At 62.5% G+C, this 22,082-nt stretch carries 22 protein-coding genes and 1 pseudogene; 8 read left to right on the top strand and 15 right to left on the bottom strand.

From position 1 onward, the window contains the following. Positions 1–32 precede the first annotated feature (32 nt). Positions 33–1,061 (bottom strand): PHP domain-containing protein, encoded by a 1,029-nt coding sequence (locus AB4Z38_RS16600; protein ID WP_441430727.1) that lies wholly within the window; start codon positions 1,059–1,061, stop codon positions 33–35. A gap of 250 nt (positions 1,062–1,311) precedes the next feature. On the opposite strand from AB4Z38_RS16600, the gene malQ reads away from it, so the two are divergent. Beyond that, the gene (malQ, locus tag AB4Z38_RS16595; protein ID WP_441430726.1) at positions 1,312–3,531 is read left to right on the top strand and encodes a 4-alpha-glucanotransferase; all 2,220 of its coding nucleotides are present in this window, start codon (positions 1,312–1,314) and stop codon (positions 3,529–3,531) included. 308 nt (positions 3,532–3,839) lie between these two features. Here malQ and AB4Z38_RS16590 read toward each other — a convergent pair whose 3' ends face one another. Genes AB4Z38_RS16590 through AB4Z38_RS16570 form a run of 5 tightly spaced genes read right to left on the bottom strand, consistent with a single transcriptional unit; the run spans position 3,840 to position 8,639 of the window. Further along, positions 3,840–4,910, bottom strand: coding sequence for a lactonase family protein (locus AB4Z38_RS16590; protein ID WP_441430725.1), 1,071 nt, complete (start codon positions 4,908–4,910; stop codon positions 3,840–3,842). 32 nt (positions 4,911–4,942) lie between these two features. Further along, positions 4,943–5,773, bottom strand: coding sequence for an aldo/keto reductase (locus tag AB4Z38_RS16585; RefSeq protein ID WP_441430724.1), 831 nt, complete (start codon positions 5,771–5,773; stop codon positions 4,943–4,945). A gap of 19 nt (positions 5,774–5,792) precedes the next feature. Beyond that, the gene (locus tag AB4Z38_RS16580; protein ID WP_441430723.1) at positions 5,793–6,800 is read right to left on the bottom strand and encodes an SDR family oxidoreductase; all 1,008 of its coding nucleotides are present in this window, start codon (positions 6,798–6,800) and stop codon (positions 5,793–5,795) included. Then, positions 6,794–7,765 carry an aldo/keto reductase gene (locus tag AB4Z38_RS16575; protein ID WP_441430722.1) on the bottom strand — a complete coding sequence of 324 codons (972 nt, stop codon included), beginning with the start codon at positions 7,763–7,765 and terminating at the stop codon, positions 6,794–6,796. The genes AB4Z38_RS16580 and AB4Z38_RS16575 overlap by 7 nt, the downstream gene beginning before the upstream one ends. 28 nt (positions 7,766–7,793) lie before the next feature. After that, the gene (locus AB4Z38_RS16570) at positions 7,794–8,639 is read right to left on the bottom strand and encodes an aldo/keto reductase (RefSeq protein WP_441430721.1); all 846 of its coding nucleotides are present in this window, start codon (positions 8,637–8,639) and stop codon (positions 7,794–7,796) included. 164 nt (positions 8,640–8,803) lie between these two features. Between AB4Z38_RS16570 and AB4Z38_RS16565 the strand changes: the two genes are divergently transcribed. The 3 genes from AB4Z38_RS16565 (at position 8,804) to AB4Z38_RS16555 (ending at position 10,330) form a co-directional block, all read left to right on the top strand. Further along, complete coding sequence (locus AB4Z38_RS16565; protein ID WP_441430720.1) at positions 8,804–9,709, top strand: helix-turn-helix transcriptional regulator; 906 nt, start codon at positions 8,804–8,806, stop codon at positions 9,707–9,709. A gap of 145 nt (positions 9,710–9,854) precedes the next feature. After that, positions 9,855–10,061, top strand: a complete 207-nt coding sequence (locus AB4Z38_RS16560) for a hypothetical protein (protein WP_441430719.1) — start codon at positions 9,855–9,857, stop codon at positions 10,059–10,061. Beyond that, positions 10,058–10,330, top strand: a complete 273-nt coding sequence (locus AB4Z38_RS16555) for a hypothetical protein (RefSeq protein WP_441430718.1) — start codon at positions 10,058–10,060, stop codon at positions 10,328–10,330. The genes AB4Z38_RS16560 and AB4Z38_RS16555 overlap by 4 nt, the downstream gene beginning before the upstream one ends. A gap of 82 nt (positions 10,331–10,412) precedes the next feature. On the opposite strand, the gene AB4Z38_RS16550 is transcribed toward AB4Z38_RS16555, so the two are convergent. Continuing rightward, positions 10,413–10,622, bottom strand: coding sequence for a dodecin (locus tag AB4Z38_RS16550; protein WP_441430717.1), 210 nt, complete (start codon positions 10,620–10,622; stop codon positions 10,413–10,415). A gap of 62 nt (positions 10,623–10,684) precedes the next feature. Continuing rightward, positions 10,685–11,404, bottom strand: a complete 720-nt coding sequence (locus AB4Z38_RS16545; RefSeq protein ID WP_441430716.1) for an HAD hydrolase-like protein — start codon at positions 11,402–11,404, stop codon at positions 10,685–10,687. Between the two features lie 62 nt (positions 11,405–11,466). On the opposite strand from AB4Z38_RS16545, the gene AB4Z38_RS16540 reads away from it, so the two are divergent. Beyond that, a complete protein-coding gene (locus tag AB4Z38_RS16540; protein WP_441430758.1) occupies positions 11,467–11,925 on the top strand; it encodes an Lrp/AsnC family transcriptional regulator in 459 nt (152 codons plus the stop codon). Between the two features lie 11 nt (positions 11,926–11,936). Here AB4Z38_RS16540 and AB4Z38_RS16535 read toward each other — a convergent pair. From AB4Z38_RS16535 to AB4Z38_RS16525, 3 genes and pseudogenes are all read right to left on the bottom strand, one after another. Next, positions 11,937–12,868: pseudogene (locus AB4Z38_RS16535) on the bottom strand (lyase family protein); the annotation flags it as partial. Between the two features lie 77 nt (positions 12,869–12,945). Next, positions 12,946–14,358, bottom strand: coding sequence for an aldehyde dehydrogenase family protein (locus AB4Z38_RS16530; RefSeq protein WP_441430715.1), 1,413 nt, complete (start codon positions 14,356–14,358; stop codon positions 12,946–12,948). Next, positions 14,351–15,403, bottom strand: coding sequence for a homoserine dehydrogenase (locus AB4Z38_RS16525; protein ID WP_441430714.1), 1,053 nt, complete (start codon positions 15,401–15,403; stop codon positions 14,351–14,353). The genes AB4Z38_RS16530 and AB4Z38_RS16525 overlap by 8 nt, the downstream gene beginning before the upstream one ends. A gap of 317 nt (positions 15,404–15,720) precedes the next feature. Between AB4Z38_RS16525 and AB4Z38_RS16520 the strand changes: the two genes are divergently transcribed. Both AB4Z38_RS16520 and AB4Z38_RS16515 read left to right on the top strand, forming a co-directional pair. Then, positions 15,721–17,172 (top strand): amino acid permease, encoded by a 1,452-nt coding sequence (locus AB4Z38_RS16520; protein WP_441430713.1) that lies wholly within the window; start codon positions 15,721–15,723, stop codon positions 17,170–17,172. A 200-nt stretch (positions 17,173–17,372) separates the two neighbouring features. After that, positions 17,373–18,167, top strand: a complete 795-nt coding sequence (locus AB4Z38_RS16515; RefSeq protein ID WP_441430712.1) for an IclR family transcriptional regulator — start codon at positions 17,373–17,375, stop codon at positions 18,165–18,167. A gap of 7 nt (positions 18,168–18,174) precedes the next feature. Here AB4Z38_RS16515 and AB4Z38_RS16510 read toward each other — a convergent pair whose 3' ends face one another. The 3 genes from AB4Z38_RS16510 to AB4Z38_RS16500 are packed head-to-tail and all read right to left on the bottom strand — an operon-like array spanning position 18,175 to position 20,175. Then, on the bottom strand, positions 18,175–18,945 hold the full coding sequence (locus tag AB4Z38_RS16510) for an IclR family transcriptional regulator (protein WP_441430711.1): 771 nt from the start codon (positions 18,943–18,945) through the stop codon (positions 18,175–18,177). Between the two features lie 31 nt (positions 18,946–18,976). Further along, positions 18,977–19,729: a cyclase family protein gene (locus tag AB4Z38_RS16505; RefSeq protein WP_441430710.1), complete on the bottom strand. Its 753-nt coding sequence runs from the start codon at positions 19,727–19,729 to the stop codon at positions 18,977–18,979. Further along, positions 19,726–20,175, bottom strand: a complete 450-nt coding sequence (locus AB4Z38_RS16500; RefSeq protein ID WP_441430709.1) for a hypothetical protein — start codon at positions 20,173–20,175, stop codon at positions 19,726–19,728. The genes AB4Z38_RS16505 and AB4Z38_RS16500 overlap by 4 nt, the downstream gene beginning before the upstream one ends. 181 nt (positions 20,176–20,356) lie before the next feature. Between AB4Z38_RS16500 and mmuM the strand changes: the two genes are divergently transcribed. Beyond that, on the top strand, positions 20,357–21,307 hold the full coding sequence (gene mmuM / locus AB4Z38_RS16495; RefSeq protein ID WP_441430708.1) for a homocysteine S-methyltransferase: 951 nt from the start codon (positions 20,357–20,359) through the stop codon (positions 21,305–21,307). A 48-nt stretch (positions 21,308–21,355) separates the two neighbouring features. On the opposite strand, the gene AB4Z38_RS16490 is transcribed toward mmuM, so the two are convergent. Then, complete coding sequence (locus tag AB4Z38_RS16490) at positions 21,356–22,057, bottom strand: FadR/GntR family transcriptional regulator (protein ID WP_441430707.1); 702 nt, start codon at positions 22,055–22,057, stop codon at positions 21,356–21,358. Positions 22,058–22,082: the final 25 nt, after the last annotated feature.

Raw genomic sequence — 22,082 nt, 5'->3', positions numbered from 1 at the left:
GGGCATTAAATAGTTTGCCGCGACGGCGGGGACTATTGCTTGGGCTGGAGCCACTCCAGGAGCCGATCCAATGGCCACGTCGTGATGATCCGATCGGCGGGTACGCCGTTGGCTTCCGCCCGCTCCGCTCCGTATTGCAGAAAATCGAGCTGGCCGGGAGCATGGGCGTCACTGTCGATGCTGAAAAGGCAGCCGGCACCGAGGGCAATTCGAATCAATTCGTCCGGCGGGTCCTGGCGTTCGGGCCTCGAATTGATCTCGACGGCGACTGAGTGTTCCGCGCACGACGCGAACACCTTCTCGGCGTCGAACTCCGACGGCGGCCTTGTTCCGCGCGATCCCTTGACCAAGCGGCCGGTGCAATGGCCGAGGACGTTCGTGTGCGGGTTTTCGATGGCTGACAGCATGCGCCGGGTCATGGACCGCTTGTCGGACCGGAGCTTCGAGTGGACGCTGGCCACCACAACGTCCAGTTGGCTCAGCAGCTCAGCGGACTGGTCCAACCCGCCGTCTTCAAGGATGTCGACTTCGATGCCGGCCAACAGCCGAAAGCCGGGCTGTTGCCCGTATCGCGCGTTGATCCCATCCACAACGGTGAGCTGCTCCGTTAGCCGCTCCGGACTGAGTCCGTTGGCGATGGTGAGGTTGGGGGAGTGGTCGGTCAAAGCGAGATATTCCCATCCGAGAATACGAGCCGCGTTGGCCATAACCTCGATCGGCGAGCCGCCATCCGACCAGTTGCTGTGGCTGTGCAGATCGCCCCGGATCTCCGCGTGCAGCTTGTGTCCACCCTTGACCAAGGGTTCTGCACCACGGCGGCGGAGGTTCTCAAGGTAGTCCGGAACGGCGCCCCCCAGGGTCTGGCTGATCACTTCGAACGTCCGGCTGCCGATTCCCTTGGTTCGCTTGAGACGACCGTCCTTGAGCCGGGCAGCCAGTTCCTCTTGGCTCAGCTCGGCGATGATGTTCGCAGCCCGGCGGAATGCCTGGACCTTGAAGCTGTCCGCGAGTTCCCGTTCCAGCCAGAAGGCGGTTTCGTTGAGCGCGTCTACGGCGTCCATGGTTCAATCATGTACCACGCCGGCCCAGACGTACGTGAGCGAGGGTTTGGGTTTGGGGGCCTCTACGTGAGCGAGGGTTTGGGTTTGGGGGCCTCTATGTGAGCGAGGGTTTGGGTTTGGGGGCGTCATGCTGTCGGAATAACTGGGACGGCCCCCACCGCCCTGCAATAATCGGAACCAGTTGCCTCGCTCGAGTTGCACGCGGGGCGGTATGCACCTTCGGACGAATCACATCGCAGACGAGGCGGACATGACCAACACTCCCATCCAGCAGGACACCGACCCCACGGCGATGCCAGCCGCCCCGAACACCGCCATTGACGAGGACCTGCTTCACCGGCTCGCGGACGCTCATGGCGTCGGGACGTCGTTCCATGGCTGGGATGGGCTGCAACACGACGTTTCACCCACCACACTGATCCAGGTGCTGGGCGCACTGGGAGTCGCCGCTCATTCCGACGAGCAGATCAAGGCGGCCCTCGCGGACGCGGAAGTGGCGCCGTGGCGACGGATGCTGCCGCCCGCCGTCGTCGTCCAGGAGGGAACGACGACGGCGGTTCATGTGCACGTCCGCGACGGTTCGCCGGCCCGCCTGTCGATCTCGCTCGAGGACGGGACGGAACTAGCTGCGACCCAGCAGGAGGACTGGGCGCCGCCGCGCGACGTGGATGGAGTGCCCACAGGCCGTGCCACATTTGAGGTGCCGGCCGGTTTGCCGCTCGGCTGGCACTCGCTCACGGCCGAGTCCGACGGCGTGACGGCCACCGCGGTGCTCGCCGTGGTTCCAGTCAAGTTGCAGACCGCAGCGCAGCTCGAGGAGCGGCGCGGCTGGGGACTCGCCACGCAGTTGTACTCGGTACGCTCCAAGCGCTCATGGGGTATCGGGGATTTCGCGGACCTGGCCGATTTGGCGTCGTTGGCGGGCGCGCGCGGCGCCGACTACGTCCTGGTGAATCCGCTGCACGCCGCGGATCCTGTGCCTCCGGTTCAAGCGTCGCCGTATTCTCCGTCCACCAGGCGGTTCTTCAACCCCCTTTATATTCGCATTGAAGAAATTCCCGAATTGGCATATGTCAAGCCCCGGAAGCGGGCCACAGTGGACCGGCTGCTGGATCACGTCCATGCACTCAACAAGGACGCGGAACGGCTGGACCGGGACCAGATCTTCGCCGCCAAACTCGCTGCCCTGGAACTCCTTCACACGGTCAACCTTTCTCCGGCCCGGCAACGCGCGTTCGAGGAGTTCTGCCGTGAGTCCGGCCCGGGCTTGGACGATTTCGCCCTTTGGTGCGCCATCCGCGAGGACCGGTCGCCGGACGACCCCTTCTGGCAGGACCCGGCGGCCACCCTCGGTTCGCCCAAGATTGAATCGATGCGCCAGGCATTGGCCGATCGGATTGGGTTCCACCGTTGGCTTCAGTGGATCTGCGATGAGCAGCTCGAGTCAGCCCAGGCCGCGGCGAAGCGTTCCGGCATGCGGCTGGGGGTTGTGCACGATCTCGCCGTCGGGGCGGACCTCAGCAGCGCCGACGCCTGGACCCTGCGCAGCAGCTTCGCGCCGGGTGTCAGCGTGGGCGCACCACCGGACATGTACAACCAGCTCGGCCAGAACTGGAACCAGCCGCCGTGGCACCCGGTCCGTTTGGCCGAGGCGGGCTACGCGCCGCTGCGTGCGATGCTCTCCACCGTCCTCCGCCATGCTGGCGGAATCCGCGTGGACCACATCTTGGGCCTGTTCCGCTTGTGGTGGGTGCCCGCCGGCAACTCCGCTCGCGACGGCGCCTATGTCCGCTACGACCACGAGGCCCTCATCGGTATCCTCGCTCTGGAAGCTCACCGCGCGGGCGCAGTGGTCATCGGCGAAGACCTGGGTGTCTTTGAACCGTGGGTGCGGGACTACCTAGCGGCCCGCGGCATCCTGGGCACGTCGATCCTCTGGTTCGAGTACGACGGCGACTCGCCCCTGCCGCCCGAACGTTACCGAACCCAGGCACTCGCCAGCGTCAACACCCACGACCTCCCCCCGACCGCCGGGTACCTCGCCGGCGATCACGTGGAACTCCGGAGTCAACTGGGCTTGCTTGTACGCAGCGTGGCAGAGGAACGGGCCGAGCACGAGGCCAGCCTGGACAAGATGATGGGGTTGCTGCGGGAACGGAACTTGTTGCCTGCCGGATTCGATACTGCCGGATTCGAGGGGGGCAGCCAGGAGCTTGGTGAGGAGCGGGTCATTGAGGCGCTGCACCGGCTGCTGGCCCTTGCGCCATCGGTCCTGCTGGGCGTTGCGCTGGTGGACGCCGTGGGCGAGCGGAGAGTGCAGAACCAGCCCGGTACGACCTCGGAGGTCTATCCCAACTGGCAAGTGCCACTAGCCGATGAACGCGGCAGGGCCGTACTCATCGACGACCTCGACGGGAACCCGCGGTTCAACTCCCTTCTGGCGGCCTTCGACGAGGCTGTACGGGGCTAGCCGGCCGCTGGTACCTACTCCAGACGCTAGTCCGAGGAATTTAGTGGCCGTTCCCCGGTTGGAGTCTGTTCCTGGGCAGATGGCTCAAGTTCACGCACGCGCGCTTCCAGGATCGCAATGCGATCGTACAGGTCGAGCGTCATTCGTGGATCAATGGGTATGCCGTGCGCCGGGTTGGCGGCCCGACGCCTCAGCCATTGCTCCAAGCTCTCTCCCGGTTGCTGCCGTAGTTTGCGCTGGTTCCTCATGTGACCGAGTCTGTCACACCAGTCGGACACGGCGCCGGAAGCCTGCTGCTGATCAGCCGCTCAGGGAGCTACGAGCAACGCGGTCGGGGAACCCGCGTTCAGCTGGTCGAGGACTTCGCCCGGGATGCCGGTGGCAGGGTCCAGTGCGAACGTGGTGACTTGGTTGGAACGCTCGTGCGCCACGTGGAGCCAGCCGTCACGGACCAGGTGGTGGCGGGGCCAGTCTCCTCCGCTGGGCATGTCCGCCACGGGTCGGAGCCGGGTTCCGCTGCCTTCGACGGCCAGTACCGAGATCCGGTTGGAGCCCCGGATGCCGGTGTAGACGAAGCGATTGTCCGGGGACAGCGCGATTTCGGCGGCTGCATCGCCGTCGTCAGCTCCACCCGCCGTCGCGGGACCGCGCCTGTGGAGCACAAAGCGGCCGTCCGCGCCGGGCAGGAGCACCACCACCTCGATGGAATATTCGGTCACCACGAATACCGCGTCGACGGAGGGGTGCTGGACCAAGTGCCGCGGACCGCTGCCCAGGGGGAGCGCGATTTGGTGGTCGGGAAGGAGGCCGGAGTCGGGGAAGTAGTTCCACACCCGTACAAGGTCGAAGCCGAGGTCGGTGGTCATGATCCGGCCGTCCTCGAGCATGAGGCTTGCGTGGGCGCGGCTAGCGCGAGGGCCGCCCGTGGCGATGTCGATCCCGCCGTCGACGCCGGCGTGCGGGTCCTTCGCCGGCGGAGCGGCAAAGCGCGAGGTGATCCCGCCGTCGTCGTCGAGCCCGTACAGCAGCACGTTACCGTCGCCCCAGCAGGCGACCACGATGAAGCGCGCGGAAGGGTCGACGGCGACGTGGCAGGCCGCAGCTCCGGCCGGCCAGGCCTCGCCCAAGGGTTCAAGGCCGAACGGCCCGGTCCTCCGGTACGCCCGGACTGTTTGGGCGGCCTCGGCTACGGCGTAGACCACTGGCAGGGTGGGGTGCACGGCAAGGAACGACGGCGACGGCGCTTCGACGGCGGTGCCCATCCAAGCAAGGCTGCCATCTTCCCGGGCGCCAACTGCCCCAATGCCCGTTCCGTTCCCGTCGCTGTCCGCAGTGTATGCGCCTGCCCAGATGAGCGCTCCGTCGATGTTCTCTGCCATGCCGTCCTCAGTGTTGGTGATGGAATACTGCGTCAGTGTCCTTGCACGTCCGAGTCGACACCGGCATCGGCACCCGCGTCCAAGGTGGCGATCGCGGACAGGTCGTCGTGGTCCAAGGCGAAGTCGAAAACGCCCAGGTTTTCCTTCATGCGCAGTGGATTGGCGGACTTCGGGATGGCCACGAGCCCCTCCTGGACGTGCCAGCGCAGCACGACCTGACCGGGAGTCTTCCCGTGTTTCTTCCCGATCGCGGCCAAGACCGGGGCATTCAGGAGATCGCGACCGGCCCCCAACGGACTATACGATTCCGTGGCGATGCCATGGCTGCCGTTGAAGGCCCGCTCGTCGATCCGCGTGATGGACGGCGAGATCTGGATTTGGTTGACGGCCGGCACCACCGAGGTTTCCTCCAGAAGCCGTTCGAGATGCGAGGGCTTGAAGTTGGACACGCCGATCGAGCGCACTTTCCCCTCAGCCTGAAGCCGCTCGAAAGTCTCCCAAGTGGACACGAATTCATTCCGTTGAGGGAGCGGCCAATGGATCAACAAGAGGTCCACGTAGTCCAGCCCGAGGCGCTTGAGGGAGCCCTCAAGACCGTCGACGGCGCGATCGCGGCCCTGGTGGGTGCCGTCCAGTTTGGTGGTGATGAACAGTTCCTCGCGCGGGACGCCGCAGTCCCGCACGCCTTGCCCGACGCCGGACTCGTTACCGTAGCGGTACGCCGTGTCGACGTGCCGGTAGCCCAGCTCGACGGCGGACACCACCGCTGTGGCGACCTGGGCGTCGTCGAGCGGCCAGGTTCCGAGGCCGATCTGCGGAATGGCATTACCGTCATTGAGCCTGACGGTCGGAGCAAGTGCCATGGTCCTGTCCTTTCAGTTGCTAGATCGGCCTCCGTGCCCATTGGACCAGTTGCTCGCTGAGTTTCATGAAGTCCGGGTCTACGTGCTTGATGCCTGGATGTTCATCATGCCACCGCACGATCTCCCGCGCGCCTGCCGGGAACGGAATTTCTGCCCGATACCAGGGCACCAGGGTCTTGATCTTGGTGTTGTCGAAGACCACGGAGTGGGCCCTGTCCCCGAGAAGCGCGGGGCCAAGCTCCGGGGAGAGCGCGGCGATGGTGTCCGAGGCGATGTGCACCAGTTCGGGTTCCGGCACTCCTGCCGCCGTGGCGAACAGGCGGTAGACCTGGTCCCACGGGAGCGCTTCGTCCGAGGTGATCGTGTAGCTTTCACCCACAGCCTGCGGCCGGCCGAGGAGGCCAACGAAAGCGACTGCAAAATCATCCGCATGGGTGAGGGTCCACAGCGAGGTGCCGTCGCCGTGGACTATCACAGGCAGGCCTTCCCGCATGCGATGGATGTCCGTCCATCCACCCAGAAGGGCGATCCGCGTGCGGTCATAGGTGTGCGACGGCCGGACGATCGTGACGGGAAAGTCCTCTTCCCGGTAGGCCCGGGTGAGAAGGTCTTCGCACGCGATCTTGTCCTGCGAGTACTTCCAGAAAGGGTTCCTTAAAGGGGTCGACTCAAGGATCGGCAGGTGGGCGGGCGGCTTCTGGTATGCCGAAGCCGAACTAATGAACACGTACTGACTGATCCGGCCGCGGAACAGCTCCACCGCGGTGGACACATGCTCCGGCGTGAAAGAGATGAAGTCCGCGACGACGTCGAACTCGCGACCGTTCAGCACCTCCGACACCTCGGCGGCGTTGCGGATATCTGCCTGGAGCAGTTCCGTGCCCGGAGGGGCCGGCCTCTCCGAGCTCAGTCCGCGATTGAGCACGGTGAGCCGGTGACCCAGCGCGACGGCGCGCTCCGCCGCCGCCGCGCTGATGGTCCCGGTCCCGCCAATGAACAGCAGGCGCAACGGTGCCGAAGTCACCACGCGTAGTCCTCCGGCGCGGTCCGGTGGGCCGGGAAGATATCGTCGAGCCGCTTGAGGGCATCGGCGTCGAGGGTGACATCCAAAGCCCTGATTGCAGCGTCCAACTGCTCCTGCGTGCGCGGACCCACGATCGGTGCGGTCACGGCCGGCTGGTGCAGCAACCAGGCCAAGGCCACATCGCCGGGCGCGTGGCCAAGGTCGTCGGCAAGGTCCTCGTACTGGCGGATCTGGTCTTCGTGCTTCTTGAGGGTCTCGGCCGCGCGGCCCTCAAGGCGACGGACGCCGTCGCGCTCTTTCTTGAGCACCCCGCCCAGAAGCCCGCCGTGAAGGGGCGACCACGGGATCAGCCCGAGGCCGTACTGCTGGGCCGCCGGGATGACCTCCAGTTCCACGTTGCGGGTGAGCAGGTTGTAGATGGACTGCTCGCTCACGAGTCCGTTGTAGCTGCGCCTCGCGGCTGCCTCCTGTGCCTGGGCGATGTGCCAGCCAGCGAAGTTGCTGCTTCCGGAATACAGGATTTTGCCCTGCTGGACGGCAACCTCGATGGCCTGCCAGATCTCGTCCCACGGCGTGTTCCGGTCCACGTGGTGGAACTGGTAGATGTCGATGTAGTCGGTCTGCAGGCGCTTGAGGCTGGCGTCCAGGGCGCGCCGGATGTTGAGGGCGGAGAGCTTCGATTCATTGGGACGGTCCGTCATGGTTCCGTAGAGCTTGGTGGCCAGGACGACGCGCTCGCGGCGCTCGCCGCCCTTGGCGAACCAGCGGCCCAGGATTTCCTCGGTCCATCCCCGGTGCTGCGTGCCTCCGTAGACGTTGGCGGTGTCAAAGAAGTTGATGCCGGCATCCAAAGCCGAGTCCATGATGGAGTGCGCAGCCGATTCCTCCGTCTGCGGGCCGAAGTTCATGGTTCCGAGGCACAAGCGGGAGACGCTGAGGCCTGAACGGCCCAAGTGGGTGTACTGCATGGTTTGGGTTCCTTACGCTGTGGTGGTTCTACATCTGGCTGAAGGACGCGACGGCGGGGTCGGCGCCGAGGCGCGCACCGGCGTCGAGCGCGCTGATGGCTCCCAGTTCGTCCGGGGTGAGCTGCAACGACGCCGCCGCGAGGTTCTGGCGGATGCGCTCCGGGTGGACGGACTTGGGGATGACGATGTTGCCGATGCCCAGGTGCCAGGCCAGCACGATCTGTGCGGGGGTGGCATCGTGCATTTCGGCAAGTTCGGTGACCGTTGCCGATCCCAGGTCCGCTCCCTGCCCCAGCGGGCTGTAAGCCTCGACGGCGATCCCGTGCGAGCGGCTCTTCGCTGCCAGTTCCCGCTGTTGGAAGGTCGGGTGCAGTTCGACCTGGTTGACGGCGGGTACGACGTCGGCCGAGGCCAGGAGCGTGTCGAGGTGATCCGCCAGGAAGTTTGACACCCCGATTGCCCGGGCGCCGCCGTCGGCGTGGATCTTTTCCAGGGCCTTCCATGCATCCACGAACAGGCCCTGGGACGGTACGGGCCAGTGGATCAAGTAGAGATCGATGACCTCGAGGCCGAGTTCGCGGCGGCTGTGGTTGAACGCTGACGCGGCCCGTCCCTGTTCGCCGTTGCGGAGTTTGGTGGTGATGAAGAGTTCTTCCCGGGCGATGCCGGAAGCCTTGATTGCCGCGCCGACGCCGGATTCGTTCCGGTACGCCGCGGCGGTGTCGATATGCCGGTAACCGGCCTCAAGGGCGTCCTCTACGGCTTTCTGGGTCTCGCCAGGTGGGACCTGGAAGACGCCGAAGCCGAGCTGGGGGATGGTGACCTCGTTGTTCAGGACGAGCCCGGGAACGGTTGAATTCTGAGCGTTGGACATGTCCGGCCCTTTCGTCGCTGGTGGGTGGATTGCCTGACTGGCTTCTTCGAGCCTATGCACTTTCGGCACAGCAATCAGCAGTTTTGACGCCCCCTGTTTTTCCTAGGACTCACAGTCCTACCTTGACCGTAGAAACAAGCCCCTAGGGAGGGAAGAATGGGGACATGGGTCAAAGCGCCGAGTTCGGAAAATTCCTCAAAGCCATGCGTGCCCGTATGTCGCCGGAGGATGCCGGATTGCCGGAAGCGTCCGGCGCGCGCCGCGTTCCAGGGCTGCGCAGGGAAGAGATTGCCCGCTTGGCCGATGTCAGCACCGACTACTACACACGCCTCGAACAGGGCCGCCATATCCATCCGTCCCGGGCAGTCCTTGAATCCGTGTCGCGGGCACTTCGCCTGGACTCAAGCGAGCACACCCACATGATGGACCTCCTGGAGCACTGCGCGTCGAGCGCCAAAGCGCCGACTCCCACGCCACGGGTGCGGCCGGCCTTGCGCCAGCTTCTGGACGCTGTGGGCGACGTTCCGGCGCTCCTGCTTGGCAGGCGCAGTGACGTGCTCGGAGCAAACCGCATGGCGGTCCTGCTGTTTGCCGACTTCCCGTCCATGCCTCCCGCCGAGCGGAACTTCACGCGCTGGCTGATCCTGGACCCCCAGGCACGCGAACTGTTCCGGGACTGGAAGACGGTTGCCGCGGAAGCCGCCGGCTCCCTGCGTGCGGATACCGGGCGGCACCCCGACGATCCCCAAGCCAACCAGCTCGTGGGCGAACTCGCCGTGAACAGCGAACACTTCCGCCAATGGTGGGCCGGGCATCGAGTAGCCGCGCGTTCAGCCGGAACTGTGCGCCTGCACCACCCCGCCGTGGGGGAGGTGGAACTGAACTTCGAGAATCTGGCCCTGCCGGAGGACCCTGACCAGGTCTTGCGGGTCTACTCCGCGAAGGCGGGTTCGCCGTCGGACGATGCCCTGAAGTTGCTGGGCAGCTTTGGTGCGGGAACGGCGTTTGGTGCGGGAACGGCGACGACGAACCCGGAGTTGTCAGAGCGTCATGCGATGGACGAGAGCTGAGGGAGTTTCAGCAAGAAGTGTTCCACGTCACTGTGCTGCTGCATAGTGAATCGGCGTGAATTTGTCTATGTGCCCATTGGGCGGCTTTTGAATCGCGTTTACGCTGAATCCAGACCTTTTCGCATATCAAGGATGGAATTCAACGATGAAACGCATCGCGCTGCTGAGGGAACGGGCAACCACCGCCGGGTCCGCTGGATCCACGGGTTCGCATTGCCCGGCATCTGGACAGTGGAGCCCTGAAAGCGAACCCCACGTAGTGCACACGTTCTTCGAAGGCCACGTCTTCCCGTCCCACAACGGCGCGGCAACTGTCTGGCACCGCCAGTACTTGGTCGCCGAGTCCCGATGAGTCCCGAAACCTTAGGCGTGTGGGGCCCAAGCCACTTCACGACGTCGGCCCAACGGCCCGCTGCAGCGGCAATTCGCTTGCCGCCGTCGAAATGGTCGGAACTCACCTGCGGCGAAACTGTCTGGATCCACGAGGACAAATGGGGCTTCGACGCCGGCCTCGTGGACGAAGTTTCCTCTGACCACGAATTCCTGTGGATCGAATTTGCCGGCCGTGGCCGGCGACTCCTCTGTGGCGGTGACCCCGTCCAAGTCTGGACCCGCGGGTGAGTCCAGCCTCGCAACTGATGGCCGTCAGCCTTTCCACAGAAAGGCTGGCGGCCATCATCGTTTTGGGGGTCTTGACGACTTCTTAACGCTCCAGGCGGAAGCCGAGCTTGATGGTTACCTGCCAGTCGGCAACGGCGCCCTCGCCAAGGTGGCCGCGGATTTCCTTGACCTCGAACCAGTCGAGATTCCGGAGGGTCTGGCTCGCAGCCGCAATCCCGTTCCTGATGGCGGCGTCGACGCCCTCGGACGAAGTTCCGACAATTTCGGAAACGCTATATGTGTGGTCAGCCATTCTTGCTCCTCATGATCGTCCTTGATGCCTGAACTGCGGGCCTGGCAGGCCGTGAAAGCAGACTAGCCCACGCAAGGCCGGGGGAACAGGGGTGGCACCGCGGCTAGGATCATCGGCAGCAAGGCTGCGGGTGAGGCGACAACGGCGACAGCGTGCAACGCTTCCTCTTTTCCCCCGTATCCCCAGAGCGCGAACAGCGTGGAAATTCCGTGTTCGGCTGCTCCCGCGACATCGTAGCTTCTGTCGCCGATCATTACCGGGTTGGAGATGTCGATGCCTTGGGAGGCGAGGCGGAGCAGCGCTTCACCGATGACTTCTGCCTTAGTCGCCCTTCTTTCGACGTCCGACGCCCCGCAAATGTTGATGAAGTTGCTCTCGATTCCAAAGCGTCGTGCGAGTCGCAGTGCTTGATCTTCCACTTTGGAGGTAGCAACAGCCATGGGGATTCCTGCCAACTGCAGTTGCTCGAGCAACTCGATGACCCCTTCGTACAGACTGGATTGCTCAGCGCCGTGATCCGCGTATGCCTTGCGGTAATGTTGAAGGGCTCTCTGGGCCGTCGCTTCATTCAGCCCTGAGACTGTTCTGAATGAGTCCACCATCGGCGGACCGACGAACCTGAGCAGTTCATCCGGCGACGGGACAGGCGCACCTACGGATTCCAAAGCCTGGGCAGCACTCGAAGTAACACCTAAAGCTGAGTCGATAAGGGTTCCGTCCATGTCGAACAGGACGCAGGTGATGTCACCGAACGGCGGGCGGGTGTGATGCGGAAGTATCATCTTTTTGGAACTTTCGGTCGTGGATCTGGTTCTGCTTGGGAATTTACTTTTGAAGGGTGGACATCGACCGAGTGAGTCTTGATCACATAGACCAGAGGATCCTTGCGGAGCTCACCAAGAATGCACGCATTAGTCATGCCGAACTGGCGACCAAAGTCCTGCTTTCAAGGAATGCCGTGCGGCAGCGGGTCGACCGGATGGAACGGCAAGGGTATATCCAGGGATATACGGTGGTTGCAGGCACATCGGGGCAAAGTCCTGTCTCAGCTTTTCTCATGGTTTACAGGAAGGACCGCGTTCGGGGTTCAGACGTCGTCACTGTTTTGCGTTCGATTCCGGAAGTGGTTTTGTGCGACGTCGTCAGCGGTGACTTTGATCTTCTGGTGAGGCTTGAAGCCCGGTCTTTGGAGAGAGTCCAGGAGATTTGGGAGCAGATTGCCGCCCTTCCCGGTGTCACGGATACGGTGACGGCCATGACGCTTTCCAGTCTCATCCGGCGTGGTGCGGAGCCGACCACGTGACGGATCAGCAATCAACCCACTGTTATGTGGGTGCCCTTGGCTGGAAATGCAGCGGATTCAAGGATCGATTGAGCAACGGCCCGGTCTAGGAGTTTCCTGTCCGTGACGACGTCGAGAATGGTTGACCCATCCCGCAGTGCATCCTTGGCTACTGCCGCCGCCGCTACGTAGCCGATGGCCGGAACCAGTGCTTTTGCAAGGCCTACGGAGCCAGCGGTCTGGCGGGCGAGACGGCCGGTGTTCGCTTCGATGCCTTCCATGCAATGTGTCCGGAGAATGCTTGCTCCTTGTTTGAGCCACGAAACGCCTTGAAGCAGGTCATGCGCGATGACCGGCTCGAAGGCATTGAGTTGGAGCTGGCCATTGTCTGCCGCCATCGTTACGGCGGTGTCTGCGCCAGCGATCGCGAAAGCGATCTGATTCATGGTCTCCGGGATAACGGGGTTGACCTTTCCGGGCATGATTGACGACCCGGCTTGGCGGGGAGGCAGAGTGATCTCACCAAAGCCATTTTGCGGTCCGCTGGACAGCAACCGGAGGTCGCTGCTGATTTTGGACAGCTTTATTGCGGTCCGTTTCAGCATGCCCGACATGTGCATGAAGACGCCGACGTCGGACGTCGCTTCGACCAGGTCGTTGGCAGGAAAGACCTCGACACCGGAAACCTCGGAGAGTGCCCGCAGAACCAATTGCTGGTAGCCCGGCTCGGCAGTGATGCCGGTTCCGATGGCGGTGGCGCCCAGGCTGCACTCGCGCATCAGCTCTGTGGACTCCAAGAGCCTGGAGCGATCTTCCTCCAACGTCGCGGCGAAGGCATTGAACTCTGACCCAGGGTCATCGGCGCGGCATCGTGAAGCTGCGTTCTGCCCATCTTTACGACGTCTGTAAATTCGGTGCCCTTGCATCTGGCAGTTTCGGCAAGCCTGCCCAATTCTTGGTTCAGTTCTGTAGGCGTTCGAGGGTACGGGAATGCTCCCGAGCGAATCGGTCTCGGTGCGGGTGGTCATGGCATTAAATCCTCTATTTCTTGATGCAGATGACTTTGGGCTGGGTCATCTCCTCATAGGCAAAATGGACACCTTCCCTGCCTAGGCTTCCGTATTTGGAACCACCGAACGGCATGCCGTCGAACCGATAGTCCGACGAATCGTTGATCATGACGCCGCCTGCGTCGAGGCGGCGGGCAGCGTCCATGGCGTTACTCAGGGAGTCCGTAAAGATGCCGGCGTGAAGGCTGAATTCGATGGCATTTGCTACTTCAATAGCTTCTTCGAACGTGTTGAAGGCGTGCAGCATGACCACAGGCCCAAACACTTCTTCGCTCCACAACCTGCTGTCCGCCGGGACGGCTTCCAGAACGGTCGGCTGAAGCACAGTGCCGTCGGTCACGTTGCCGGCGAGAAGTACGGCGCCGTCGTGGATTGCCTCATCCAGCTTGGCTTGGAGTTCGCGTAACGCGGCGGGGCTGATCATCGGCCCTACATCCGTCCGCTCATCCGATGGATCTCCGGTAACCAATCGGGCGGTCGCTTCAAGGAAGCGCTGTCGGAAGTCGGCGTACAACGGCGTGGCCACGAGTATCCGCTGTACCCCAACGCAGTTCTGGCCTGCGGCCCAGAACGCCCCAGAGACACAGGATTCCACGGCGTCGCCAATGTCTGCATCGCTCATGATGATGACTGGCGCGTTTCCGCCGAGGTCCATGGAGAGCTTCTTCAAGCCGGCAGTGCGGGCGATGCTTTCCCCTGTGGAGAACCCGCCGGTGAACGACACCATTCTTACGTCCCGGGACCGGATGATGGCTTCGGCCACCTCCCGGTCGCCGTGAACAACAGTCAGAACCTCGCTCGGAAGCCCGGCATCCACAAGGGCGTCTGTGAGCAGCTGGGCCGACAGGGGAGCAAGGGCAGATGGCTTGAGGACCACGGCGTTTCCCCCAGCGATGGCCGGACCGATCTTGTGCGCCACCAGGTTGAGGGGGTCGTTGAAGGGCGTGATCGCTGCAATGATGCCAAGCGGTTCCCGTGAGTACCACCCCGTCCGGTCTTCCGAGCCCTCGTATGAGTCAAACGGAATGACTTCGCCCGCGTTCCTGCGTGCTTCGACTGCTGACAGCCGGAGTGTGTTGACAGCTCGCAGTACTTCCTTTCGTGCCTGGCGGATGGTTTTCCCGGACTCGGCAACAATGATCTGTGCGAACTCCTCGTTTCGGCGCTCGATGTCCGTGGCTGCGGCATCGAGGATTTTGCCGCGTGCGTTGCGAGACAGAGCCTGGGCTTTCCGCGCACCGGACCGGGCCACGTCGAGAACGGCTTCGCCGGCAGAAGCATCGGTCAGAGGAACCGCGCCGACGACCCTGCCATCGTAGGGGCTGGTCACCTCACGGAACCGTGGCAGCACCGTCTCCGTGGCGCAAAGAGTTGACTCAGACATGTGCGACTACCGGTGTCTTGGCGGAGTGCATGGCGATGATGTCAGAAAGCAAGGCGTAGGCGGTTTCCATACGCCCTGCCCCGGGTCCCGAGACGGTGACAGATCCAAGGAGGTCAGTATCGAAGGAGACCGCGTTCGCCACGCCCGAAACACCGGCAAGCCCGTGGTCAAGGGGAAGCGCGGCCGGAGCCACGCCTGCTGTGACAGTCCCATCGGGATTCTGCCGTGCCGAACCGATGAGCTTCCAGCGGCGTCCGTCCTGGGATGCCTTACGAATATCTTCCGCCGTGACCGTCGAGATCCCCTGGCGCTGGACATCCTTGAGTTCGATGCCCGCGTCGAGCAGCTCGTTGGCAAGGATGAGGACTTTGAGCTGGACATCATGGCCCTCGATGTCCGCCGCGGGGTTTGCCTCCGCATATCCGAGTTCCTGTGCTTCGCTGATGGCTGCTTCGAAGTCCAGGCCGGCTTCCATCCGGCCGAGCACGTAGTTGCTGGTGCCATTGAGAATGCCCTCGAAACCATTCAATCGGAGTCCGGAGAACATCTTCTTTGCCAGACGGATCACAGGAGTGCCGCTCATGACGGCGCCTTCGTATTCGAAGTGCACGCCGTTCTGCTTGGCGAGAGAATTCAGCTCGCCCCCACGGAGGGCAACCGGTCCCTTGTTCGTGGTGCACACGCTCTTGCCGGATTCGAGGGCCCACCGCACGTGGGAGACCGCAGGCTCGCCGTCGTGCGGGTTCGTGAAGGTGGCTTCGCAGATGATGTCTGCTGTGCAGGAGCGGATGACCGACTCATTGTTCGTGTCAGCGGATCCGCCGTGTTCGGCGAAGGTTTCGCTCCCGCCTCCGAGGCTAAGGGCCATCGAGAGGTCAATACCTTCAGGCTGAACCAGGGATCCGAGGCGAAGGTCGGTGATCGCCACGACCCGGAGGCCAAAGCCCAGCCCCGAACGAAGGGCCTCGCCGCGTGTTGCGATCAATTCGGCCAGGGTCCTGTTGACGCCGCCGAAGCCGATCAAGGCAATGTCATAGGTAGTCATGCTGCTCCTTCAGTCAGTTACATCGGTCTTCCAATGTTGGCCGCATTCCTTGTCAGTCAAGGCATGTGATTCTGACTGAAGGACAGGGCGAAATGACCAACCACGTTCCGATTCGACATGAGCACCCCCAAGAAATATGTGTGCAATATATGCATGTTCAAATGTTTTTAATGACCAGATTGGTGTTGCCGTGTTATCTTCATCACCATCCCTTTGCGCAGCTCCGGCCATCCTGAGGACCCTCGATCTCCGAGGTATCACGCGCATCCTTCGCATCTGATTCGACCACCGACCTGACCGCCGACCCGGGAGACACAATGGAACCCTCTTCATCCGTCACGCTAGAACCGCAACGCTCAGACCCGCCGCCGCTTGAATCCGGGCTACGCCGGTCCATGGGGCCGCGGCACCTGGTGATGATCGCCATGGGTGGCGTCATCGGCTCCGGACTCTTCTTGAGTTCGGGCTACACGATCTCCCAGGCTGGACCGCTCGGCGCTGTCATCGCCTACCTGATTGGCTCCTTCGTTGTCTACCTCGTGATGGCGTGCCTTGGCGAACTTGCTATCGCCTACCCAGTCTCGGGAGCCTTCCACATCTACGCATCGCGGTCGATCGGGCCAGCCACTGGGTTCACTACCGCTTGGCTTTATTGGCTTTGTTGGGCGGTAGCCATCGGATCGGAATTCACAGCTGCGGGCCTCCTCATGCAGCGTTGGTTTCCAAGTATCGATGTGTGGGTTTGGTGCGTGATCTTTGCGGCCGTGCTTTTTGGCCTCAACGCCGTCTCTTCGCGATTCTTCGGAGAATCGGAATTCTGGTTTGCGATCATCAAGGTCGGCGCGATCATCGTCCTGATCGTGCTCGGCGGTGCCTCATTGTTTGGCTTCCACCCGCTGAGCGAGACCGGCAATCATCCCTTCTTCTTGGCAAACTTCAATACAACAGGGGGCCTTTTCCCCAACGGATTCACTGGCGTCTTGGTCACAGCGCTAGCGGTGTTCTACGCCTTCTCCGGTTCTGAGCTCATCGGTGTAGCGGCTGGCGAAACTGCGGATCCTGCCACGAGCATTCCGAAAGCCATGCGTAGCACGGTTGTCCGGCTGCTGATCTTCTTCGTCGGGGCCATCGCGGTCATCGCCGCCACCATCCCCTTTGACCAAGTTGGCCTGGACCAGAGCCCGTTCGTGACGGTCTTTTCTTCCATCGGCATTCCCTTTGCTGCCGATGCCATGAATTTCGTCATCATCACGGCACTCCTTTCTGCCGGCAACAGCGGTCTCTTCTCCTGCGCCCGCATGTTGTACTCACTCTCGGATGAAGGACATGCCCCTCGGGTATTGCGAAAGCTCACTCGACGCGGCATCCCCATGGTCGCGCTCTCCGTGAGCATGGTGGGAGGCCTGGCATCGCTCATCAGCAGCGTGGTTGCTCCGGAGACGGTGTACTTGGCCCTCGTGTCCGTGGCAGGGTTCGCCGTCGTCGGCGTGTGGATGTCCATCGCCGCATCACATTTCTTCCACAGGAGGACCTACGTCAAGAACGGCGGCAATGTCGCAGCCCTTCCCTACAAGGCCCCGTTGTTCCCCCTCGTGCCGATCCTGGCCTTCTCGCTCTGCTTCATTTCGCTGATCGGCATTGCGTTTGACCCGAACCAGGTGGCCGCTCTCTACTTCGGAGTTCCCTTTGTGGGAGCCTGCTATGCATTTTTCTATCTCAAGTACGGACGCAAGGCGCGTACAGCACAGCCTTCATTACTGGACCGTTGACCATTGTCTGCCCGTTTCTCGGCCGGGGGGACCGCCGTCCCCGGCCGAGAAGCCATCCAACGGATGACAAATCAATTCACAACACGCGAACTCGGCGATCCTCGCTGATCTCTGCACCGGGTGGGAAGGAGCACGCCGCATTCCGATCAATGGCGACGTGTGAGAATAGGCGTGACTGATCGTCGGAAGGAGCATTGACAATGGATTCTCCCTCGGAAGCGTCGTCCATGGCACAAGGACTTCGGATTGTGCGGCTGGTCGCTGACCGGGAGAAGTGGGGCAGACGGCTTCTCGGCGTTTCCCAGCTCGCCTCCGACCTGGACATGGAACAAAGCCGCGTATCCCGGCTTACCCAGGAACTGTGTGATCTGGGGCTTCTGGAACGGGTCGAACGGGGTCCGTTCCGGACGGGCCCACGATTTTTCGATCTCGCGGCTTCACTTAATACTGGCTGGGTTCGCGAATCAAGAACCGAGCTGGAGGCTTTGGTGGCCACGCTAAACCTCCGATCCAGGGTTTCCGTCAGGGACGCCTTCCGGGTAATTCTCCTGCGCGCGTCCAGCAATGACGCGCTCCCCGGCGGCTTCGTAAAGCCTGGCATGGTGACGCCCACATGGTGCACAGGGTCTGGCCGCGCTCTCTTGTGGGACCTCGAGCAGGCCGCGATTCAAGATCTCCTCAAGGACGTCAACTTCATCGGCGTCGGCGGGCCGGGCGCAGCCCACTCGGCCCAAGAGGTCTGCGAACTAATGGACCGGGACAGGGTCCGTGGCTTCACTTTGGCAGCGGAAGAATTCGAGCACGGCGTCTACGAATTGGCCCTCCCCATCCGCAACCGTGAAGGAACGATTCTTGCTTCACTCAGTGTTCTGGGCAACAGGTCCGAGATCGAACCCAGGGCCGGGAAAATTGCCAAGGTTCTGACTGAGTCAGCCGACCGGCTGGGATCTCGCGATCACCGCAGGGAGACAGTACGGGAGGCGCAGGCCTTGTGAGCTAGGCCTACGCCTGCGCCAACGACTGACCCAGCGTCGATTCGAGCCACTTTCCCCACGACACAAGAGCCGAGGCGCAGAGCTCCCGCCGCGGCTCCAGCCGTGTCTTAGGACCCACGACCTGCAAGGCCGCCACTACGTCCCCCTTGAAATCCCGGACCGGAACTGCCAAAGAATACAAGCCTGGTTCGGCTTCCTCATCGACGATGGAGTACCCCCGGCTCCGAGCCTCATGCAGCCGCGTCAGGAAGTCCTCGACATCCACTGGAGTTTTGGGGCCGTGACGAACAAACGCAGCAGACCCGAAAACTGTTCGTACCTCGGCGTCGGACGACTCCCAAAGCAGTGCCTGGCCGGCGTCACTGCAGTAGGCCGGGTACGGCCGGCCCAACCACGAACCGACCATGTTGCTGCTCGCCGGAATGCGCTCACCGACCGTCACCGTGCTGTCGCCGCTCAGAACTCCGAGGAAGCATCCTTCGTTCGTTTCACCGGCAAGCCCCTCCAAGGCGGTTATTCCGTCGGTCTGCAGCCGTTGTTCGGTCAAAAGCTGGGCGTCGGTAAATAGTGACCAGCTCAGGGTGTAGGACCGCCCGTCCGCGCGTTCCAGAAAGCCTTCCTGCTCGGCGCCCCGGAGGCTTCGCGAAACCTGGCTGCGGTCCTTGCTTAGATCCCCTGCAATGTCGGCGACTGTTCCGCCGGGGAGGCCATCGGCGTTGCGGGAGCCAACTGCGAGGAGAGCCATGATTCCCCGTCCCATGCTGGATGTCTTAGGCATGGATCCGATTCTAGCCACCAGATGGCGCACCTTAGTGGATCGCAAACACCCGGGCGGGAAAGCCGCTGCCATGAAGGGGCTTTGGCCACGTTGCAACAAGGGCGGCCCCTTTTTCGGGAAGATCGCCCAGGTTCGCCAATAGCTCGATCTGCCAACGGTTCTGTTCCAGCACGTAGGTCTCAAGACTGAAGTCCTTGCGGGAAGTGGCCAGCCCCGGGTCGGTGTCCGTCTGTTCGTGACCTACGGCCGCAATCGACCGTTGTTCAAGCAAAAACGTGAGGACTTCTTGCGACCAGCCAGGCGTATGACTCACGCCTCCGCTGTCCCTGTTTGCCATGGCTTCGGCATCGGGCCAACGTTCGCTCCAGCCCGTCCGCAATGCGACAAAGCAACCCGTCGGGACAATACCGTTTCGGCTTTCCCATGATTGGAGGTCCTCCATTGTGGGGGTCGCATCGGCATCAGCCTTGACCCTTTCGGTGATGTCCAGGACAACCAGAGGAAGGACCATGTCCTCTACCGGGATTTGGTCCAGGGTCCGGCCCCCGCGGATGAAATGCGAGGGGGGATCAACGTGGGTTCCCCATTGCCCGACGATCGAATAGCGATGCGCGGTGAAACCGTCGCCCTTCTCCAGATCGAACACGGCCTCCCTGGTCTCGTTGGGGAAGGCGGCGAAGCGCGGCTGGCCGGGGTGGAATGCATGTGTCAAGTCGGTGAACGTCCTTCCCGCTAGCAGAGGCCGGAGTCCGTCCCAAAATCCCGTCGTGGCGTGTTCGGTCACGATGCGGCTTCGCTCTCATATGCCGCAAGGGGCACAGTGGCGGAGACACTTACGACTCCCGATAGCTCTATGACGGGAACCTCCCAGGGATGGATTTCGACAAGGCGACGCATGAACCGCTCCACACCGGCATCGTCAAGTGATGCGTCGAAATAGGTGGTGAAGACAAAAGTCGGCGAAATGGTCCGCTCGCCTATTTCCCCCAACGTAGGGTTGGCGCCTGGCCCCACGGTGAATCCTTCGAATCCCACGCCAGACTCGAAAACATGCCTGTAGTTTCCGAAGTCCCCCAATTCCGGAGAGTCCGCCAGGGCCCGGAGCAGCGCCGTGATGCCGTGGTCGTTCCTCAACGCCCCGTCCTCGCCCCTCGTTAGCCCGGAGAAAGTCTCCGACGTGATAGGCCAATGCACGCGCAGCTTGCGCACTGATTTCATTTTGATACCCACGGTGATTCCTCTTCCCTCCGCAGATCGCAGATTGCTTGACTGCCATGGTGGCACAGCAAGGTTGATCATTACAAGCATTTACAAATGCTTATTATGATCACTATATTGAGTGAGTGGTCACGCCAAGGACATCTCGTCCGCACAGGCTTGAATTAACATCAACTGCTTGGAGATCCGAACGATGCCCCGTATCACCACGTTGTCCCACATGCTCGACGCCGGGTCGAACCTGACGGTGGACGGCGCGCTTGCCACTGAACTCGAGGCGCGCGGCTGCAATTTGGAGGACTCTCTTTGGTCGGCCAAAGTGCTTCGGGAACAACCGCAACTGATCAGGCAGGTGCACCGCGACTACTTTGGAGCAGGCGCCAAAGTCGCAATCACGGCGAGCTATCAGGCCACGCCACAAGGATTTGGACAGCGCGGCGTCGGCGAAGTGGAAGCTTTGGAATTGGTGGCATTGAGCGTACGCCTGGCCGACGAGGCGAGGCGCGAATACCTGGCTGAAAACCCGGAAGCGGGACCCTTGCTGATTGCCGGATCCGTGGGACCTTATGGCGCCTACCTCGCGGACGGGTCGGAGTACAGGGGCGACTACTCCCTCAGTCGGAGCGAGTTCATGGAGTTCCACCGGCCTCGGATCGCGGCGCTGGTGGAGGCTGGAGTGGACTTACTGGCATTAGAAACGTTGCCATCAGTGTCGGAGACGGTGGCTCTGTTGGCACTAGTGGAAGAATTCGACGTCGAATCGTGGTTCTCCTTCACGCTACGGGACGGGCGGCACGTCAGTGACGGCACGCCTCTTGCCGACGTCGCAAGGCTCTGTTTGACGCAGCCCAGGGTTGTCGCCATCGGTGTTAATTGTGTGCCGTTGGACTTGGTGTCTCCAGCGCTTGAGGCCCTCCGCAAAGTCACCTCAACCCCCCTGATCGCGTATCCGAATTCCGGCGAAAGCTATGACGCGCGAACCAAGACCTGGGCACCTGGCCCAGCCATGCGCAGCGCTGATAGCAAGCAGCCTGCAAGCATTGCGGAAGGAGTCGGCATCTGGCAAAAACTCGGTGCTCGGCTTATCGGCGGGTGTTGCAGGACAACACCGCAGGATATTGCTGGGATCGGCCCGCGTATGTGAGCGGGCGTTAGGGAAATGGCCCGTAGATGTGAGCGAGCGTCCTGAAAGCTAGGCCTCGAGGACGTACGTCCTGAGATCGTCCAGGGTCTGCTGCATATGCGCGTCCATGGCCTCGCGGGCGCGGGGGGAGTCGCCGGCTTCGAGGGCTTTCAGGATGGCCCGGTGATGTCCGATCGCGTGCCGCTGGATATCGGGGATCTGGGAGGTCTGGGTGCGCCGGGTTTCCAGGACGCGGTGCAGGGGTTCGAAAAGCACGGCCACGAAGACGTTGCCGGACGCGTGCAGGATGACATCGTGGAAGCCGAGGTCCGCTTCGACGAACGCGCCCACATCATTGGAATCGTGGGCTTTCTGCATGGCGGACAAGTAAACCTGCAGTTGGTCGATCTCCTCGGGGGAGACCCGTGACGCGGCGAGTTCGCAGGCGCCGGTCTCGAGCATGCGGCGCAGCTCGATGAGTTGGACGGACGCTGCTGCGTCGTTCTTTCCCTCCGAAGCCGCACGCAATACAGCTTCGAGGGACGCCCAGCGGTTTAGCGGGTTGACGAATGTTCCCCGGCCGCGTTCCACGCTGAGGATTCGCTGGGCTTCGAGGGTCTTCATGGCCTCGCGGACGGTCATGCGGCTGACTTCGTGCTTGGCGCTTAGCTCGAGTTCGCCGGGAACCACTGTTCCCGGCGGAAATTCGCCCGCGACGATACGGTCCAGCAGCTCGTCAGCGACGACGCCGACCAGCGACTTGCGTGCCATGGTGCTCCATTCCTAGATGTCTGAC

The sequence above is a fragment of the Arthrobacter sp. 2RAF6 genome, from assembly GCF_052115205.1.
Lineage (GTDB): Bacteria > Actinomycetota > Actinomycetes > Actinomycetales > Micrococcaceae > Arthrobacter.
The sequence above is the reverse complement of the archived record's forward strand: the minus strand, read 5'-3'. Positions and strand labels throughout refer to the sequence as shown.